We start from the raw sequence: 16,419 nt of genomic DNA on the forward strand, positions 1-16,419 counted from the left end.
CCACTGTTCGATCGACCCGCTACTCGTACCGGTACTTCAGCGAGTCCGCCTCCGCCTGCTCGATGTCGGCGATCGTCAGCTCCGGCATCCGCAGTTGGGCCAGCGTCACCTCGGCCGAGGCCGGCTGGGCGTCCGCCGGCAGCCACTGCTCCGGCTTCCAAGCCCCGCTGCGCAACAGCGACTTGGGGCAGTGCGGGTAGACCTCCTCGATCCCCACCACCAGCGCGCTGGCCGGCGGCTTGCCCACCGCGGTCAACTGCGACAGCAACTCGGGACGGGTGGAGACACAGGCCCGGCCGTTCACCCTGAGCGTCGTGGTGCGCCCCGGAATGACGAACAGCAGCCCGGCCCGTCCGGTGGCGATGACGTTCTGCAACGTGTCCAGACGCTTGTTGCCGGTAGCGTCCGGTATCGCGACCGTCCGTTCGTCCAGGACGGCGACGAACCCGGCGGGACCGCCGCGCGGCGAGACGTCACAGTTGCCCTCGGCATCCGCGCTGGCGACCAGGACCAGCGACGAGCAGCCGATCAACCGCCGGGTCTGCTCGGTGAGTTCGGTCATCTGCTTCCGTCGGGCCGCGTCGCCGGGGAGTTCGTAGACCTGGCGCAACGCCTCCTGGTCGGACACGGCGTCGAGGCTGAGCGAGTCGAAGGCATTGCCGGCAAGGGATGTGGTCATGACGGCGACCCTAGCGGGCGCGCGTGGCCGGACCTCCGGGCCGGGCCGGGAAGGCCCGGCACGGAGGCCGAACTCGGTTACGCCCAGCAGCCGTTGACCGTGGCGGCGAGGCCGTCGAGGGCGTCCTTGGTGGCGGCCGGGTCGGCGGTGGAGTTGTTCTCGATGAAGGAGAAGACCTTCCAGGTCCCGTCCCCGGCCTTGGTCAGTCCGCTGAGCGCGATCGCGCCGGTGAGCGTGCCCGTCTTCGCGCTGACCTTTCCTACGGCGCACTGGGAGTCCGCGGTGTCGAACCGGCCCCACTCGGGCCCCAGCGTGGAGCCCGCCTCGCCCGCGACGGGCAGTCCGTCCACGATGTACTTCAGGGTCTGGCTGTTGGCCGGGTCGTCCGCCAGATCGAGGATGTCGGCGATGGTCTGCGCCGGGATCCGGTTGGAGCGGGACAGCCCGCTGCCGTCGTGGATCTCGAAGTTGGCGAGCGACACGTTGTACTGGGTGAGCACCTGGCGTACGACCGCCACGCCGTCCTCGAAGGTGGCCGGACGGCCGGCCGCGAGCGCGGTCTGCCGGAGCAGTGTCTCGGCGATATCGTTGTCACTCACCTTGAGCATGTGCTCCACGACGCTCGACAGCGCGGCGGACTGGTGCTCGGCCACGGGGACGGTTCCCGTGCCGGCGGTGCCGTGGGTGACGCTCCCGGTGACGGTGACACCCTGCTTGGTGAGGAGCCTCGCGAAGGTCTGGCCGGCGTCCAGGGAGGTGTCCGTGACGTGGTGGCCGTCGACCACCAACGCCCGTACCGGGGCGACGGAGTCGGGGTAGTAGCCGTCGTTCCAGCCGGTGGCGAGGGTGGGCGCCGGGAAGAGGCTGTCGTCGACCTTCACCTTCACCGAGGTCAGGCCCGCGTTCTTCAGACCCGCGACGACGGTCTTGGCCATCGCCTCCAGGTCGGCGGAGGTCAGGGTGCGGTCCCCGCCTCCGACGAGGGTGACGGTGCCGTCGCCGTAGACGGCCTTCGTGGTGAAGCGGTGGTCGGGGCCGAGAATCGTCAGCGCGGCGGTCGAAGTGGCCAGCTTCGTGTTGGACGCGGGCATCAACGCGGTGGTCGCGTCGTGGCCCCAGACGACCTTGTCGGACGCGGCGTCGATGACGACCCCGCTGAACGTGCTGCCCAAACGGGTGTCCTGGACACGGGTGTTGAGGTTGTCCGCGATCGTCTGCTCGGCGGGGTCGAGCGTGACGGCGGCGGTCTTGGGGGCGGTCGTGCCGGCGGCGAAGGCCGACGCACCGAACAGGATCGTCCCGGCGACGGGGGTGGTGACGGCGATGACGGCCGCACGCCGCAGGGCCGGAGCCGTCGTTCTGCTCTTGCGGTGGCGTCCGCCTGAGCGGTCGGCGGACGGTGAGTCGGGCATGGGGCCTCTATGCGGGGGTGAGGGGTGGCTGACTGGGGAGAGCGCGGAAGATCCAAGGAATCCTGGAAGGAAGGTAACAGCACCAACTGCCGTTACCTATGGGTACGTTGTGTCTTCCGCCGGCAGTCAGCCGGCCCGACTGTCCCGCTATGCCGCCTTCGCCTGCGACAGAATGTCCTCGGCGAGCCGCTTCTCCAGCGCCACGTGGACCAACCCGTCGGTGAACCGGGCCAGTTCGTGCTCGGAGACCAGGCTCGCGAGCCGGCCGGGTGAGGTGGGGAGGCCGAGGCGTTCGGCGCCCTGCAGTGCCTTGCTGTCGACGTACGGCGCGAACTCCGGCCATACCGTCTGTACGCCACGCAGGAAGATGTCGACGCCCGTGGGCCCCAGGCCGGGAAACTTCCGCAGCGCCTTCTTCGGGTCGTCCTCCTCGCGGAGATTCCGGAGATCACCGCTGTACTGCTGGATGAGCAGTTCAGCACCGTCGCCCAGCATGGTGGCGGTGCTCTCGTCGTAGCGCCGGTAACCGCCCTCGCCGAGCGCGTCCACACGCTGCTGCCAGGTGGCTTTCGCCATGGACCGTGGGGTGGTCATGCCTGCCTCGAACAAGGCGCGTCCGGCGGCCACCGCGATATCCGCCCGGATCCGGGCGGACAGGAGCACGGCCAGGACGAGGGCCTGGTAAAGCGGCGCGGGCGTGTTCCGGAGCCTGATACCCGCCTGCGCAAGATACGTGGATTCCTGTCGGTCGAGGAGCGCCCTGACGACCGCCTTCTGTGTACGGCCGGGGGTCCTCTTCGGGGTCGTGGTGCTCATGATGCCTCGCAGGTAGGGTGCGCCGGTCAGTGTGCGAGCGCCTTGCGCGTCCCGGACTTCGACGCTTCCGCCCACACCGCTGGCAGCTCCCGCTCGCGCTGTTCGGCGAGGGCCCGCTCCTGGCCGTACAGCAGCCCCCATGTGAAACCGGCTTCTCCCGCCGTCTGCGCGGCCACGGCCAGTTGGTGCAGGGCGTCCCGGGCGACGACGCTGTCCTGATGCTCGCCGAGCACCTTCTGCACGGCCTTGACGCGTTTGCCGAACCGCTTGGCCGGTTTGCCGAGCGCGGAGCGCGCCGGTTCGGTCGCGTACCTCGTCCTCTTCGCCGCCTTGCGCGCCTGGTGGAGGGCCGTGTCGCGCTCCATGCCCGGCGGGACCTCCATCGCGTGGGCCACCCGGGCGGCGAGGCGCTCGTACTCCTTGAGGATCGCCTTGGCCATCACCTTCTCCGGAGCACGGTCCGCCCTGCGCCGCAGCGGGGGCCGCTGGACGAGCGTGGCCACGGAGTCGAGGAGCGCCAGGTAGCGGGGTGAGCGCAGGGCGTCGAGGGTGCGCTGTCGGGCATCCGCGGTGCGGGCGACGTCCCACACCCGAAGCCGGGCCTCGACCGGTCCGAGGACCAGCTCCGTGGGCGAGGTCCTGATGTGGGAGCCGAGTCGTTCCCGGAGGACCTCCTGATCGCGTTCCGCCCCCAGCTCGGCGCCCAGCCACTTCAGCTCCGCGCGGATCGGGTCGGTGACCTCACGAGCGAGCACCGGCCGGTAGGAACGCAGGACGCTGCGCAGCCGACGGCAGGTGACCCGCATCTTGTGCACGGCGTCCGGGAGATCACGGCGTACCGAGGGGTCGAGTTCGACGAGCGCGCTCACCTGCTCGTCGAGGTACCGGAGGATCTCCTCGCCCGCCGAGCCGGGTTCGTCGGTCCGCGCGGACGTGTCCGGCCCGGGCTGTGTTCCTGCCCCGGTCTCCTCCAAGGCGCGGGCCAGCTTGGACGGATGGTCCGCGCGGGCGATGCTGTTGGCGCGCAGTGTCTTGTCCAGCGTGTCGAGCAGCGCGGGGTCGGAGTCCTCGGCGAGTTCGATCTCCATCTCGGTCCACGAGGCCGAGGTGTCCCCGCTGGGCAGGGGGTCGGCGCGGACCGCGTCGACGCTCAGCTCCGCGAGGACGTCGCCCTCGGGGCCGACGAGGTGCCGGGTGCGGCGGGTGGAACGGACCCGGACTACCGGTCGGACGTCGGCTCCCCGGGTGCGGGAGAGGACCAGCTCTCGCAGAGTGTCCGGAAGCGTGTCGGAGAGCGGGGCCTGCACCTCCTCGCGGCTGTCCCCGGACAGCGGCAGCTTCAGGTGCCAGCCGGCGTCGGCCCCGCCGGTCCTGCGACGCAGCGTCGCCGACGCCCGGGCGATGCGCAGGTCATCGGTGTCGTAGTACACGGCGTCAAGCTCGTCTGTGCCCTGGTCCAGGACCGACTCGACACCGCCCACGCCGGAGAGGTCCGGCAGCCACGAGCTGTCGCGGGCCGACGGCGCCTCGTACTTTCGTTCTGTTTCTCGCTTATGAGCCATAAGAGGCGCGTGCACGTCTGGTCGCGGCTCAAACATGGTCTGTCCCGCTTACGACCGACACCTCGCCAGCCGGGTTTGGAAGCGGAGGCGCGTGGCTACCCGGCGGGCATGAACGCGCCGACAACACCTTTCGACCGGTCCCGGGAGACGAACCCATCCGTACGGGAGCCCCGCGAGGGGGGTCACGTGGCCGGCTGGCTCGCGGCGGGCGTACGGGCCCTCGACAGGTTGGGGGAGTGGGACCGGATCGACCCGCTGGCCGACCGCGTTCGGGACACCGTCCGCGCGCTGCCCCTGGGCCGGGCCCGTGATGTGCTGCACGGCCGCCATCTCGGACACCCCCTTCACCCGCTGCTGGTCCAACTGCCGATCGGCGCCTGGGTGTCCGCCGCGGTCCTGGACGCGATACCGGGCTGTGAGCGCCAGAGCCGCCTCCTGGTCGGTACGGGTGTCCTGACGGCTTTGCCGGCCGCCGCGGCGGGCTGGGTGGACTGGGCCGAGCTTCATGAGCAGCAGACGCGCACCGGCCTCGTGCATGCGACGGGGAACGCGCTGGCCGTCGGCCTGTACGCCGGGTCCTGGCGTGCGCGAGGCGCCGGCAGGACCGGCTTGGGGCGCCTGCTCGCCTATACGGGTCTGGCTGTGGCGGGAACCGCCGGGGCGATCGGCGGGCATCTGGCCTACCGGCAGGGCGCGGGAGCCAACAAGGCCGAACCGGTTGCGTACCTGCTGGCTCCCGGCTGGCACGCGCTGGCCTCCGCCACGGAACTGCCCGTTGGCAAACCCGTACGGCGACAACTGGGGGAGGTGCCCCTGCTGGTGTACCGCCACCCCGACGGCCATGTCGACGTGCTGGCCGACCGGTGCAGCCATCTCTCGGGCCCGTTGTCGGAGGGCGAGGTCGAGGACGGCTGCGTCGAGTGCCCCTGGCACGGCAGCGTCTTCCGCCTCTCGGACGGCTGGAACGTCGCCGGGCCGGCCACGGCGCCCCAGCCCTCCCTCGCCTCACGCATCAGCGCGGACGGAACCCTGGAGGTATGTCTGCCGGGGGCGGGCTGAGGGTACCCGGGGCGGAACAACCACTGACAAGGAGGAACAGATGAGCACAGTGAAGGAAGCGGTGGACGTCGAGGTGCCCGTCCACACCGCCTACAACCAGTGGACGCAGTTCGAGGAGTTCCCCCACTTCATGGAGGGCGTCGAGGAGGTACGACAGCTCGACGAGCGGCACAACCACTGGACCACCAGGATCGGTGGGGTGCGGCGCGAGTTCGACACCGAGATCGTCGACCAGTTCCCGGACGACCGCATCACCTGGCGCGTCGTCGACGGCGAGACCCAGCAGCAGGGCTCGGTGCGTTTCGAGCCGCTGGACGACACCCGCACCCGGGTGGAGCTCACGATGGACGTCGAGCCCACCGGCGTGGCCGAGAAGGGCGCGGACATGCTGGGTGTCATCGACCGTCGGGTGAAGGGCGACCTGCGCCGCTTCAAGGACTACATCGAGCAGCGTGGCGGCGAGACCGGTGCCTGGAGGGGCCGTATCCGCCCCGGAGGCCCTGACTCGGTGCTGTGACGGCCTCGGCCCACTGACGGCAGGAGACGGAGGCGGAGGCATGTCCGAGGTGAACGACGCCGCCGCGGACGACGGCGGCACCGTGACCGATCTGCGTCCTGTGGTAGCGCGGGGCGTGGCGGACGGGCCTCCGCCCGATCTCCACCAGGCGATCCTGGAAGCGGCCAAACAGGTCGGCTCGCTGCTGAAACGGGACGGCCATCGCTTCGCCCTCGCCGGCAGCGCGGCCGTCTACGCCCACGGCGGACCGGGCCGTCTCGGGCACGACGCCGACTTCTGTGTACGGCGGGAGGACGCGGAGGCCGTCGCCGCCACGTTGACCGAAGCGGGCCTGACGGTCGTCGAACCGCCGGAGGACTGGCTGTGGAAGGCGAAGTGCCTGGACCAGGACATCGACCTGCTCTTCGAGATGGCCCATCGGCCGGTGACGTCCGAACTGCTGGGCCGGGCGGTGGAACTGCCCCTGGACTCGGTGCACATGCCCGTGCTGGACGCCACCGATCTTCTGTGGAGCCTGCTGGCGTCCTTCTCGGAGCACCACTGCGACTTCGGTGCCGTGCTGCCCATCGCACGGGAGCTGCGCGAGAAGGTCGACTGGGAGCGGATCCGGGCGGACTGCGCGGACGAGCCGATGCCGGAGGCCTTTCTCTATCTCCTGGAGCGTCTGCGGGTGATCACACCGGTGAGGAGACCCTCATGACGGACCGAGGAGGAGAGCGGGGCGCAGACCCGGGACTGCCGGCCACGAACATCGAGTACCGGATCGCGCGGCTGGAGAACCGGCTGGCCGCGGGCGAATGCGGCGAACTGGGCCTGCGTGTCGAGACGCACGGCGCGGCCGTGACCGTCCGGGGGACCGTGCCCACCGCCGTGTGCCGCGAGGACGTGCTGCGCGCGGTCCGCAGCGAACTGGCCGGGCTCACCGTCCACACGGACATCGGGATCGCCGAGGTCGTCCCGCCCGAGCGCCCGGAGGAACTGCCATGATCCGCGTCGCGGCCGTCGGTGACATCCACATGGGCCCGGACAGCAAAGGGCTCCTCAGGCCCGCGTTCGACACCCTGCCGGACTGTGCCGATCTGCTGCTCCTGGCGGGCGACCTCACCCGGCACGGCACACCCGAGGAGGCACGGGTGGTCGCCGGTGAGCTGTCCGGTCTCGCCGTGCCGGTCGTCGCCGTCCTCGGCAACCACGACCACCACGACGAGAAGCCGGAAGAGGTCACCGCCATCCTCCGTGACGAGGGCGTGCGGGTGCTGGAAGGCGAGGGGACGGTCGTCGAGGTCGACGGCGAGCGCGTCGGTGTCGCGGGCACCAAGGGGTTCGGCGGCGGCTTCGCCGGACGGTGCGGCAGCGAGTTCGGCGAACCGCTGATGAAGGAGTTCGTCCGCTACAGCCGCCGCTGCGCGGACCGACTGCGGATGAGTCTCGAAGAGCTGTCATCCGAGGGGTGCGCGGTGCGGATCGCCCTCACGCACTTCTCCCCGGTTCCCGACACCCTGGCGGGCGAGCCCCTCGAAATCTACCCCTTCCTCGGCAGCTACCTGCTGGCGGAGGCAGTGGACACCGCGGGCGCCGACCTCGCCGTGCACGGACACGCCCACGCCGGTACGGAACACGGCATGACCGGCGGAGGCGTACACGTACGGAATGTCGCGCAGCCGGTCATCCGCAGGGCGTTCAGCGTGTATCACCTCCACGCCGCCTGAGGAGGCGGCGGGGTGCGTCTGCGGCGCGCTCGCCCGGTGCGTCCGGCCGGACCATGCGGTTCACGACGATCTCCGGGGGTACGCGGCGATGAATCCAGCCCCCGACCGAAAGGCAGTCGTAGTGCGTGAGCAGACGCGGAAGAACATCTTCGTGGTGGGTCTCGACGAGGCGAACCTCCGCACGCTCGGGGCCGTACCCGACGCGGACGCGTACCGGTTCCACCAACTGCTGTCGCTCGACGAGCTTCAGGAGGGCGAGGTCTCCGTTCCGCGGCTGATGGACTCGGCCCGCGCGGTGCTCGACGCCCACGACGGCACCGTCGACGCGATCGTGGGCTACTGGGACTTCCCGGTCAGCACCCTCGTCCCGATGCTCGGCAGCGAGTACGGCACCCGCACCACCAGCCTCGAATCCGTCGTCAAGTGCGAGCACAAATACTGGAGTCGGCTGGAGCAACGACAGGTCATCGACGAGTATCCGGGCTTCGGCCGCGTCGACCTGGACAGCGACGATCCGCAGCCGCCCGAGGGCGTCGGCTTCCCCATGTGGCTCAAGCCGGCCCTGTCGTACTCCTCCGAACTGGCCTACGGCGTCTCGGACATGGAGGAGTTCCGCACAGCCGTGGCGGCCATACGCAAGGGCATCGCCCGGGTCGGCAGACCCTTCGAGACGATCCTCGAACTCCTCGACCTGCCGGAGGAGATGAGGGGAGTCGGTGGACAAGTGTGCCTCGCCGAAGAGGCGATGACGGGCATTCAGGTCGCGGTGGAGGGATACGTGCACGAGGGCGAGGTCACCGTGTACGGGGTGCTCGACTCCATCAACTACCCGAACTCGTCGAGCTTTCTGCGCCACCAGTACCCCAGCACGCTGCCCGACGACGTGATCCGGCGACTGCACGACGTCAGCGAACGGACCATGCGCCGGATCGGCATGGACTCGGCGACCTTCAGCATCGAGTACTTCTACGACCCGAAGACCGGCGGGATCAGCCTGCTGGAGATCAACCCCCGGCACTCCCAGTCGCACGCCGAGCTGTTCGAGTACGTGGACGGCGTCCCGAACCATCACCGCATGCTCAGCCTGGCCCTCGGACAGGACCCCGCACTGCCGGCCGGAAAGGGCCCGTACCGGCTGGCGGCGAAGTGGTACTACCGCTGGTTCGGCGAGGGGACGGTTCACCAGGTGCCGACCCCCGAGGAGATCGCCGCCATCGAGCGGGACATCCCGGGGGTGCGCGTCGACGTCGTGCCCCAGGAAGGGCAGAAGCTCTCCTCGATCTCCCAACAGGACAGCTACAGCTACGAGTTGGCGCACATCTTCACCGGCGGGGACGACGAGCAGGACCTGCGGCGCAAGTTCGACCGCTGCGTCGCCGCCCTCGGCCTGACCTTCGACCACACGGCACCGGGCGGACGCGACACGAAGACCAGGTGAGCGCCACCCCAGGAGAGGAGCAACGCACCGACATGCGACATGTGGACCAACTCCCGTACGCGATCCAGGAACAGAGCCACGTCACCATCCCGATGGCCGACGGAGTACGACTCTCCGCCCGGATCTGGCGGCCGGTCTCCTCCGACCAGGAACCCGTGCCGGCCGTCCTCGAATACATCCCGTACCGCAAGAACGACCTGACCTCCACCCGTGACGCCATTCACCACCCCTACATCGCCGGACACGGCTACGCCTGCGTCCGCGTCGACCTGCGGGGCACCGGGGAGTCGGAGGGCGTCCTCCTGGACGAGTACCTGGAACAGGAACAGAGCGACGCGGAAGAGGTCCTCGCCTGGCTCGCCGACCAGCCCTGGTGCGACGGGACGACGGGCATGATGGGGATCTCCTGGGGCGCCTTCGCCGCCCTCCAGGTCGCGGCGCGACAGCCCCCGAGCCTCGCCGCCATCGTCATCGCCTCCTTCACCGACGACCGCTACGCCGACGACATGCACTACCTCGGCGGAGCGATGCTCTCCGACAACCTCGCGGAGGCGGGCACCATGTTCGCCTACGCCACCTGCCCGCCCGACCCCTCCGTCGTCGGCGAACGGTGGCGGGACATGTGGCACGAACGCCTGGAGTCCGCCCGCCCATGGGTCCTGGAGTGGCTGCGCCACCAACACCGCGACGCCTACTGGCGGCACGCCTCGCTCAGCGAGGACTACGGCAGGCTGCGCTGCCCCGTGCTTGCCTCCAGCGGCTGGGCCGACGGCTACTCCAACGCCGTGACCCGGCTGCTGAGCCACGTGGACGTCCCCCGCAAGGGACTCGTCGGCCCCTGGTCGCACAAACTCCCGCACCTCGGTGAACCCGGACCCGCGATCGGCTACCTCCAGGAGGTCGTCCGCTGGTGGGACCACTGGCTCAAGGGCATCGACAACGGCGTCATGGACGGCCCCATGCTGCGTGCCTGGATGCAGGAGAGCGTGCCCCCGTCGACGTCGTACGAGGAACGCCCCGGCCGCTGGGTGGGGGAGCCGAGCTGGCCCTCGCCGCACATCCGCGACGTGACGTACGCGCTGCGGGACCGCGCCGTCGTCATGGGTGACGGTGACTCCGGTGAGAGCGAAGGGTCCCGGCCGGACCGGGTGCACGACGTCCAATCACCCTTGTCCGTAGGGCAGTTCGCGGGGAAGTGGGCCTCCTACAACGCGCCGCCCGACCTCCCCTACGACCAACGGGAGGAGGACGGAGGCTCGCTCGTCTTCCAGACCGAACCCCTGCCCGAGCGGATGGAGATCCTCGGCTCCCCCTGCGTCGGCCTCGAACTGGCGTCGAGCGGCCCGGCCGCGCAGGTCATCGCCAGGCTGTCGGACGTCGCCCCCGACGGCCGCGCCACCCGCGTGACCTACGGCGTCCTCGACCTCGCCCACCGGGACACGCTGGAGGAGTCGCACCCCCTGGAACCCGGCCGGCGCTACCGCGTACGCGTCCCCCTCAACGGCGTGGCCCAGGTCTTCCCGCCCGGACACAGCATCCGCGTCTCCCTCTCCACGTCGTACTGGCCGCTTGTCTGGCCGGCACCCGAACCCGTCCGGCTGAGCGTCCACGAGAGCGGATCGTCCCTCACCCTGCCGGTCAGGCCGCTCGACGAGCCGGACGAGATGCCGAGGACACCGTTCGGCGAACCGGAAGGCTGCGCACCCCCGGCCGTCACGACGCTCACCGAACCCGAGCAGGCCTGGACCGTCTCCAGGAACCTTGTCGACTACCACTCCACGCTCGACATCGTGAAGGACCGCGGCCTGCAACGGTACGAGGCCAACGGCATCGAGGTCGGCCTGCGCGCCTGCGAACGGTACGGCTCGGTCGCCGACGACTTCGGCTCACCGACCGGTCGATCCGACTGGACCATGCGCTTCCGACGGCCCGACTGGGACATCCGGGTGGAGACCCACACCGAACTGACCGCGGACCGGGACCACTTCATCGTCGACGCGACGCTGGACGGTTACGAGGGGGACCGCAGGGTGTTCTCCCGGACTTGGAACGAGAAGATCCCCCGCTCCACCCCGTGAGCGCGGGTCAGGTCGACCCCTGCCGCTCGCGCAGCGCCTCCCGCTGTGGCACGACCGTGTAGCGGGGGTCCTCGGCGGAGGCGACACCCGCGGCGAAGACACCGAACCGAGTGCAGGCGGACCCCGCCAGCAGAGCCGCACCGCTCGCCGCCGCGACCGGCCGAGCAGCGCGCGGCGGCAGCAGCGTGCCGCAGACGGCGCCCGCCGCGCCGACGGCCGTCAGCAGACGCGCTGCCCGCAGGAGCGTCCCGGCGCGGCCCTCCCGGAGGGTCTCGGCGATCATGCCGAGTCGCCGTTCCATGCGTTGGGACGCCAGTTGCTCGGTGGCTGCCGCGAACAGTGCGGCGCAGCGGGCCGGGGCCGACTCGCGGGTCGGTGCCACGACGAGTGCCATGCCCGCCGCCGCGGCGGTCGCCGACGCCGCGAACAGGTACGGGAGTTCGCGGTGCGCGCCGTGCCAGGCGGGCACCGCGGTGTCGGCGGCCAGGACCGCCGTGTACGTGGCGACCACCGGGCCCAGCAGCGCCGCGGCGGCCGTGGCCGCGGTGCCGGTCCTGGGGAGTCGGCCGGTCAGCGCGCTGAGCGCGGCCGTGCCCGCCGCCGGGCCGTAGCCGGCCAGGACCCATGAACCGACGCTCATCGGGGAGGTGGGCTTGAGGACACGCAGCATGTTCGGGAAACGGCTCGGCCGCCCGAGGTCGTTGACCAGGGCTGCCGCAGAAAGTGAGACAGCTACCAGAGACGATGCCTTCATTCCGGTGGCGAGCGTGGTGCGGCCGGTCAGTTGGGCGCCGGCGGCCAGTACCGAACCTGCGCCCGCCAGTCCGCCCAGGAAGAAGTAGCCCGCGATGTCCCGCGCCGCCCAGGACGGCGCCTTGATGACGGGTCTGCCGTAGTACGACTCGAACTCGGCGCGGGGGACCATGAGTTGCTCGCCGCCACGGCGTCCGCCCTTGCGGCCGCCTCGGGCGACGGGGCCGGTCATCGGGTCCTCCCTCGACGCAGGACGGCCGGCAGTGCGAAGGACATTGCGAGGCCGCCCACCAGGGACAGCGCCGCCGTGCCCGCGTGTTTCCACATGGCGGGCAGGTCACGGGTGGTGACGACCGGGTCCGGTGGCAGACCGTAGACCTCGGGTTCGTCGAGGAGCAGGAAGAACGCGCCGTCGCCGCCGACCCCGTCGTCCGGCTCGTGGCCGTACAGCCGGGCGCCCGGCACGCCGGACTCCTGGAGCTGCTCGACCCGCAGCGCGGCTCGCTCGCGCAGTTCGTCGAGCGGGCCGAACTGGATGGACTCGGTCGGGCATGCCTTGGCGCAGGCCGGTTCCTGGCCCGCGCCGAGGCGGTCGTAGCACATCGTGCACTTGAACGCCCGTCCGTCCGTGGGGCGTTGCTCGATGACGCCGTACGGGCAGGCGGGTACGCAGTAGCCGCAGCCGTTGCAGATGTCCTCCTGGACCACGACGGTGCCGAACTCGGTGCGGAAGAGGGACCCCGTGGGGCAGACGTCCAGGCAGGCGGCGTGGGTGCAGTGCTTGCAGACGTCGGACGACATCAGCCAGCGCACGTCTCCGGCCGCGGGTGCCGATGTGCCCTGGGCGAGGGGGAGTTGAGTGCGGCCCTCGGGCTCGGGCACCTGCTGTTCGATGAAGGCGACATGGCGCCAGGTGGAGGCGCCGAGTCCCTGGGTGTTGTCGTAGCTCATCCCGGTGAGGGAGAGACCGTCCTCGGGGATCGCGTTCCATTCCTTGCAGGCGACCTCACAGGCCTTGCAGCCGATGCAGACGGAGGTGTCGGTGAAGAAGCCGACCCGCGGGGGCGGCTCGGTGTGCCCGGCGTCCCGCGCGGGGTCGGGCTCGACACCGCTCAACAGATGCTGGTGGTCGCTCACTTACGGCTCTCCGTCCCTGTGGTGTCGGTGATGCCCGCCCGCCGCCGGTACTCGGCGACCAACTCCGGGAGCGCGGGTCCTCGTGGCCGGCGGCCGGGCCGGATGTCGGCGGTGAGGGCCTTGTCCTCCTGGATGTGCGAGTTGGGGTCGAGCGCCATGGCGACGAGTTCGTTGGCCGCGTCGCCGGTGGCGATCCCGTTGGGACCCCAATGGAAGGGCAGCCCGATCTGGTGGACCGTACGGCCGTGCACCGTCAGGGGTTTGAGCCGCGCCGTCACCAGCACCCGCGCCTCGACGGCGTTGCGCGCGGTGATGACGGTCGCCCAGCCGGTGTGCTCAAGACCCCGCTCGGCGGCGAGCTGCGGGGAGACCTCGCAGAAGAACTCCGGCTGGAGTTCGGAGAGATGGGGCGACCAGCGGCTCATGCCGCCCGCCGTGAAGTGCTCGGTCAGCCGGTGCGTGGTGACCACGTAGGGGTAGACCTCCGCCCCTGGTTCGTCTCCGCTCGGGTGGTAGCGGTTGCCCTCGCGCGGCAGGAGCTGGCGTACCGGTGAGCGGGGTGTCTCGGGGTAGAGGGCGTTGGTGAACGGGGAGTCCTGCGGCTCGTAGTGGGTCGGCAGCGGGCCGTCCTCCAGCCCGGCCGGCGCGTACAGCCAGCCCTTGCCGTCGGCCTGCATGATGAACGGGTCGTCGCCGCGCAGGGCGTCCGGTCCCGTCGCCTCCTCCGGCGGCACGTAGCCGGGGGCACGGTCGGGGACGAAGTCCGGGATGTCGTGGCCGGTCCACTTCTCCTCGCCCTCGTCCCACCACACGTAGGCCTTGCGGTCGCTCCACGGGGTGCCGTCGGGAGCCGCGGAGGCCCGGTTGTAGAGGATGCGGCGGTTGGCGGGCCAGGACCACGCCCACTCGGCGGCCACCCAGTCCTGCTCGGTGTGCGGTTTGCGGCGGGCCGCCTGGTTGACGCCGTCCGCGAAGACACCGCAGTAGATCCAGCAGCCGCACCGCGTCGAGCCGTCGTCCTTCAGCTCCGTGTACGCGGACAGCGGCTTCCCGTCCGGGCCGTGTCCGTTGATCTCCGCGAGGACCGCCGCCGAGACCGGTTCCCGCAGCGGCCCGTCCACCGGGTAGTCCCAGGTCAGATCGTGGATCGGTTGATCCATCGGGTCAGTGGAGCCGGCCAGCCGCGCCTTGATGCGGCGGCCCAGGTGGTACATGAACCACAGGTCGCTGCGGGCGTCGCCCTCGGGCTCGACCGCCGCGTGGTGCCACTGGAGCCAGCGGTTGGTGTTGGTGAAGGAGCCGGACTTCTCGGTGTGGGCGGCGGCGGGGAAGAAGAACACCTCGGTCGCGATGTCCTCGGTGCGCAGCTCACCGGTCTCGATCTCGGGCCCGTCCTGCCACCAGGTCGCGGACTCGATGAGCGAGAAGTCGCGGACCACCAGCCATTCCAGGTTGGCCATGCCGAGCCGCTGGAGACGGGTGTTGGCGGAGCCCACGGCCGGGTTCTCGCCCATCAGGAAGTAGCCCTTGCAGACGCCGTCGAGCTGGGCCATGACGGTGTCGTACGTCGAGTGGCTGCCCGTCAGGCGTGGCAGATGGTCGAAGCAGAAGTCGTTGTCGGCGGTGGCCGCGTCGCCGTAGTACGCCTTGAGCAGGCTGACGAAGTAGGCCCGCATGTTGCCCCAGAAGCCCTTGTTCGTACGGCTGGCCTCGATGAACGCGTCCAGGTCCTCGTGGGCGTGGGCATGGGGCATCGGCAGATAGCCGGGCAGCAGGTTGTACAGCGTGGGGATGTCGCTGGAACCCTGGATGGAGGCGTGACCGCGCAGCGCCTGGATGCCGCCGCCGGGCCGGCCGATGTTGCCGAGCAGCAGTTGGAGGATGCTCGCGGCGCGGATGTACTGCGAGCCGACCGAGTGCTGGGTCCAGCCGACCGCGTAGGCGAACGCGCTGGTCCGGTCCCGCCCCGAGTTCTCGGTCAGGGCGTCGCACACCTCGAGGAACAGCTCACGCGGCACCCCGCATGTCTTCTCCACCAACTCCGGTGTGTAGCGGGCGTAGTGGCGTTTGAGGATCTGGTAGACGCAGCGCGGATGGCTGAGCGTCTCGTCGCGGGCCGCGCGGTGTTCGGCCTGTGCCCCTCCCGAGCCATGCGTCTCCGCGCCGCCGGGGGTGGGCGCGAACTCCTCGTACTGCTCGTCCACGTCACCGGCCGGCGCCTGGACCTCGGCCCCCTCGTACTGCCAGGACGTCGGGTCGTAGTGGTGGCCCTCCTCGTCCAGGCCGGAGAAGACTCCACCCAGATCCTCGGTGTCGCGGAAGTCCTCGCCGACCAGGGTCGCCGCGTTGGTGTAGGCGAGCACGTACTCGCGGAAGTCCTTGCCCTCGCTCAGGACGTGGTTGATGATCCCGCCGAGGAAGGCGATGTCGCTGCCGGCGCGGATCGGGACATGGAGGTCGGCGAGCGCGCTGGTGCGGGTGAACCGGGGATCGACGTGGATGATCCGGGCCCCGCGCGCCTTGGCCTCCATGACCCACTGGAAGCCGACCGGGTGGGCCTCAGCGAAGTTCGAGCCCTGGATGACGATGCAGTCGGAGTGCTGGAGGTCCTGCATGAACGTGGTCGCGCCGCCGCGCCCGAACGACGTCCCGAGGCCCGCCACGGTGGAGCTGTGGCAGACCCGCGCCTGGTTCTCCACCTGGACCACGCCGAGTCCGGTCAGCAGCTTCTTGATCAGGTAGTTCTCCTCGTTGTCGAGGGTGGCGCCGCCGAGACTCGCGATGCCCATTGTCCGGGCCGTGCGCAGCCCGTCCTGCTCCCACTCCCAGGTGCGGCGCCGTGTCTCGACGACCCGGTCGGCGACCATGTCCATGGCCGTCTCCAGGTCCAGCGGCTCCCAGTCCGTGGCGTGCGGACGCCGGTACAGCACCTGGTGACGGCGGGCGGAACCGGTGGTGAGCTGGAGGGTCGCTGAGCCCTTGGGGCAGAGCCTGCCGCGGCTGATGGGGGAGTCCGGGTCACCTTCGATCTGGACGACCTTGTCGTCCTTGACGTAGACCTGCTGGCCGCAGCCGACGGCGCAGTAGGGGCAGACGGAGCGGACCACCCGATCGGCCTCGTCCGTACGGGGCCTCAGGCCCTCGGTGGTGGCCGACATGGCGGCGCGGCCCCGGCCCAGGCGGTCGGTGCCGGTCAGTTGACGGTAGACGGGCCAGTCCTGGACCCAACCGCGCACGCCCATCGGATGTCCTCTCGTCG

At 70.5% G+C, this 16,419-nt stretch carries 14 protein-coding genes; 7 read left to right on the plus strand and 7 right to left on the minus strand.

Translation table 11 applies throughout. The features are described 5' to 3' along the window. Positions 1-19: 19 nt before the first annotated feature. The 4 genes from AB0M63_RS29330 to AB0M63_RS29345 all read right to left on the minus strand — a co-directional run bounded on the left by AB0M63_RS29330 (position 20) and on the right by AB0M63_RS29345 (position 4,469). On the minus strand, positions 20-679 hold the full coding sequence (locus AB0M63_RS29330) for an MSMEG_1061 family FMN-dependent PPOX-type flavoprotein (protein ID WP_355920558.1): 660 nt from the start codon (positions 677-679) through the stop codon (positions 20-22). A 77-nt stretch (positions 680-756) separates the two neighbouring features. After that, entirely contained in the window at positions 757-2,091 is a 1,335-nt protein-coding gene (dacB, locus tag AB0M63_RS29335) for a D-alanyl-D-alanine carboxypeptidase/D-alanyl-D-alanine-endopeptidase (protein ID WP_366021545.1), read from the minus strand. Between the two features lie 147 nt (positions 2,092-2,238). Continuing rightward, positions 2,239-2,907: an endonuclease gene (locus tag AB0M63_RS29340; protein WP_366021546.1), complete on the minus strand. Its 669-nt coding sequence runs from the start codon at positions 2,905-2,907 to the stop codon at positions 2,239-2,241. Between the two features lie 26 nt (positions 2,908-2,933). Further along, positions 2,934-4,469 carry a CYTH and CHAD domain-containing protein gene (locus tag AB0M63_RS29345; protein WP_366021547.1) on the minus strand — a complete coding sequence of 512 codons (1,536 nt, stop codon included), beginning with the start codon at positions 4,467-4,469 and terminating at the stop codon, positions 2,934-2,936. A 186-nt stretch (positions 4,470-4,655) separates the two neighbouring features. On the opposite strand from AB0M63_RS29345, the gene AB0M63_RS29350 reads away from it, so the two are divergent. From AB0M63_RS29350 to AB0M63_RS29380, 7 genes are all read left to right on the plus strand, one after another. Continuing rightward, positions 4,656-5,528, plus strand: a complete 873-nt coding sequence (locus AB0M63_RS29350; RefSeq protein ID WP_366021548.1) for a Rieske 2Fe-2S domain-containing protein — start codon at positions 4,656-4,658, stop codon at positions 5,526-5,528. 40 nt (positions 5,529-5,568) lie between these two features. Then, positions 5,569-6,045: an SRPBCC family protein gene (locus AB0M63_RS29355; protein WP_366021549.1), complete on the plus strand. Its 477-nt coding sequence runs from the start codon at positions 5,569-5,571 to the stop codon at positions 6,043-6,045. 40 nt (positions 6,046-6,085) lie between these two features. Then, the gene (locus AB0M63_RS29360; RefSeq protein WP_366021550.1) at positions 6,086-6,745 is read left to right on the plus strand and encodes a nucleotidyltransferase family protein; all 660 of its coding nucleotides are present in this window, start codon (positions 6,086-6,088) and stop codon (positions 6,743-6,745) included. Continuing rightward, complete coding sequence (locus tag AB0M63_RS29365) at positions 6,742-7,032, plus strand: hypothetical protein (RefSeq protein WP_366021551.1); 291 nt, start codon at positions 6,742-6,744, stop codon at positions 7,030-7,032. The genes AB0M63_RS29360 and AB0M63_RS29365 overlap by 4 nt, the downstream gene beginning before the upstream one ends. After that, a complete protein-coding gene (locus AB0M63_RS29370) occupies positions 7,029-7,754 on the plus strand; it encodes a metallophosphoesterase (protein ID WP_366021552.1) in 726 nt (241 codons plus the stop codon). Before AB0M63_RS29365 ends, AB0M63_RS29370 begins: the two co-directional genes overlap by 4 nt. An 88-nt stretch (positions 7,755-7,842) precedes the next feature. Beyond that, a complete protein-coding gene (locus AB0M63_RS29375) occupies positions 7,843-9,192 on the plus strand; it encodes an ATP-grasp domain-containing protein (protein WP_366021553.1) in 1,350 nt (449 codons plus the stop codon). 32 nt (positions 9,193-9,224) lie between these two features. Continuing rightward, complete coding sequence (locus tag AB0M63_RS29380; RefSeq protein WP_366021554.1) at positions 9,225-11,270, plus strand: CocE/NonD family hydrolase; 2,046 nt, start codon at positions 9,225-9,227, stop codon at positions 11,268-11,270. Between the two features lie 7 nt (positions 11,271-11,277). On the opposite strand, the gene nrfD is transcribed toward AB0M63_RS29380, so the two are convergent. Genes nrfD through fdh form a run of 3 tightly spaced genes read right to left on the minus strand, consistent with a single transcriptional unit; the run spans position 11,278 to position 16,402 of the window. Continuing rightward, positions 11,278-12,195 carry an NrfD/PsrC family molybdoenzyme membrane anchor subunit gene (gene nrfD / locus AB0M63_RS29385; RefSeq protein WP_366021592.1) on the minus strand — a complete coding sequence of 306 codons (918 nt, stop codon included), beginning with the start codon at positions 12,193-12,195 and terminating at the stop codon, positions 11,278-11,280. Positions 12,196-12,251: 56 nt separating this feature from the next. Next, on the minus strand, positions 12,252-13,160 hold the full coding sequence (locus AB0M63_RS29390; protein WP_366021555.1) for a 4Fe-4S dicluster domain-containing protein: 909 nt from the start codon (positions 13,158-13,160) through the stop codon (positions 12,252-12,254). Continuing rightward, positions 13,157-16,402, minus strand: a complete 3,246-nt coding sequence (gene fdh / locus AB0M63_RS29395) for a formate dehydrogenase (protein WP_366021556.1) — start codon at positions 16,400-16,402, stop codon at positions 13,157-13,159. The genes AB0M63_RS29390 and fdh overlap by 4 nt, the downstream gene beginning before the upstream one ends. Between the last annotated feature and the right edge of the window lie 17 nt (positions 16,403-16,419).

Source organism: Streptomyces sp. NPDC051576 (genome assembly GCF_040681835.1).
Classification (GTDB): Bacteria; Actinomycetota; Actinomycetes; order Streptomycetales; family Streptomycetaceae; genus Streptomyces.

Coding starts and splice junctions, on each gene's coding strand:
- AB0M63_RS29365 (WP_366021551.1), top strand. CDS start 6,742: ATGACGGACCGAGGAGGAGAGCGGGGCGCAGACCCGGGACTGCCGGCC.
- AB0M63_RS29355 (WP_366021549.1), top strand. CDS start 5,569: ATGAGCACAGTGAAGGAAGCGGTGGACGTCGAGGTGCCCGTCCACACC.
- AB0M63_RS29360 (WP_366021550.1), top strand. CDS start 6,086: ATGTCCGAGGTGAACGACGCCGCCGCGGACGACGGCGGCACCGTGACC.
- AB0M63_RS29345 (WP_366021547.1), bottom strand. CDS start 4,469: ATGGCTCATAAGCGAGAAACAGAACGAAAGTACGAGGCGCCGTCGGCC.
- AB0M63_RS29375 (WP_366021553.1), top strand. CDS start 7,843: ATGAATCCAGCCCCCGACCGAAAGGCAGTCGTAGTGCGTGAGCAGACG.
- AB0M63_RS29370 (WP_366021552.1), top strand. CDS start 7,029: ATGATCCGCGTCGCGGCCGTCGGTGACATCCACATGGGCCCGGACAGC.
- nrfD (WP_366021592.1), bottom strand. CDS start 12,195: ATGGTCCCCCGCGCCGAGTTCGAGTCGTACTACGGCAGACCCGTCATC.
- fdh (WP_366021556.1), bottom strand. CDS start 16,402: ATGGGCGTGCGCGGTTGGGTCCAGGACTGGCCCGTCTACCGTCAACTG.
- AB0M63_RS29330 (WP_355920558.1), bottom strand. CDS start 679: ATGACCACATCCCTTGCCGGCAATGCCTTCGACTCGCTCAGCCTCGAC.
- dacB (WP_366021545.1), bottom strand. CDS start 2,091: ATGCCCGACTCACCGTCCGCCGACCGCTCAGGCGGACGCCACCGCAAG.
- AB0M63_RS29340 (WP_366021546.1), bottom strand. CDS start 2,907: ATGAGCACCACGACCCCGAAGAGGACCCCCGGCCGTACACAGAAGGCG.
- AB0M63_RS29380 (WP_366021554.1), top strand. CDS start 9,225: ATGCGACATGTGGACCAACTCCCGTACGCGATCCAGGAACAGAGCCAC.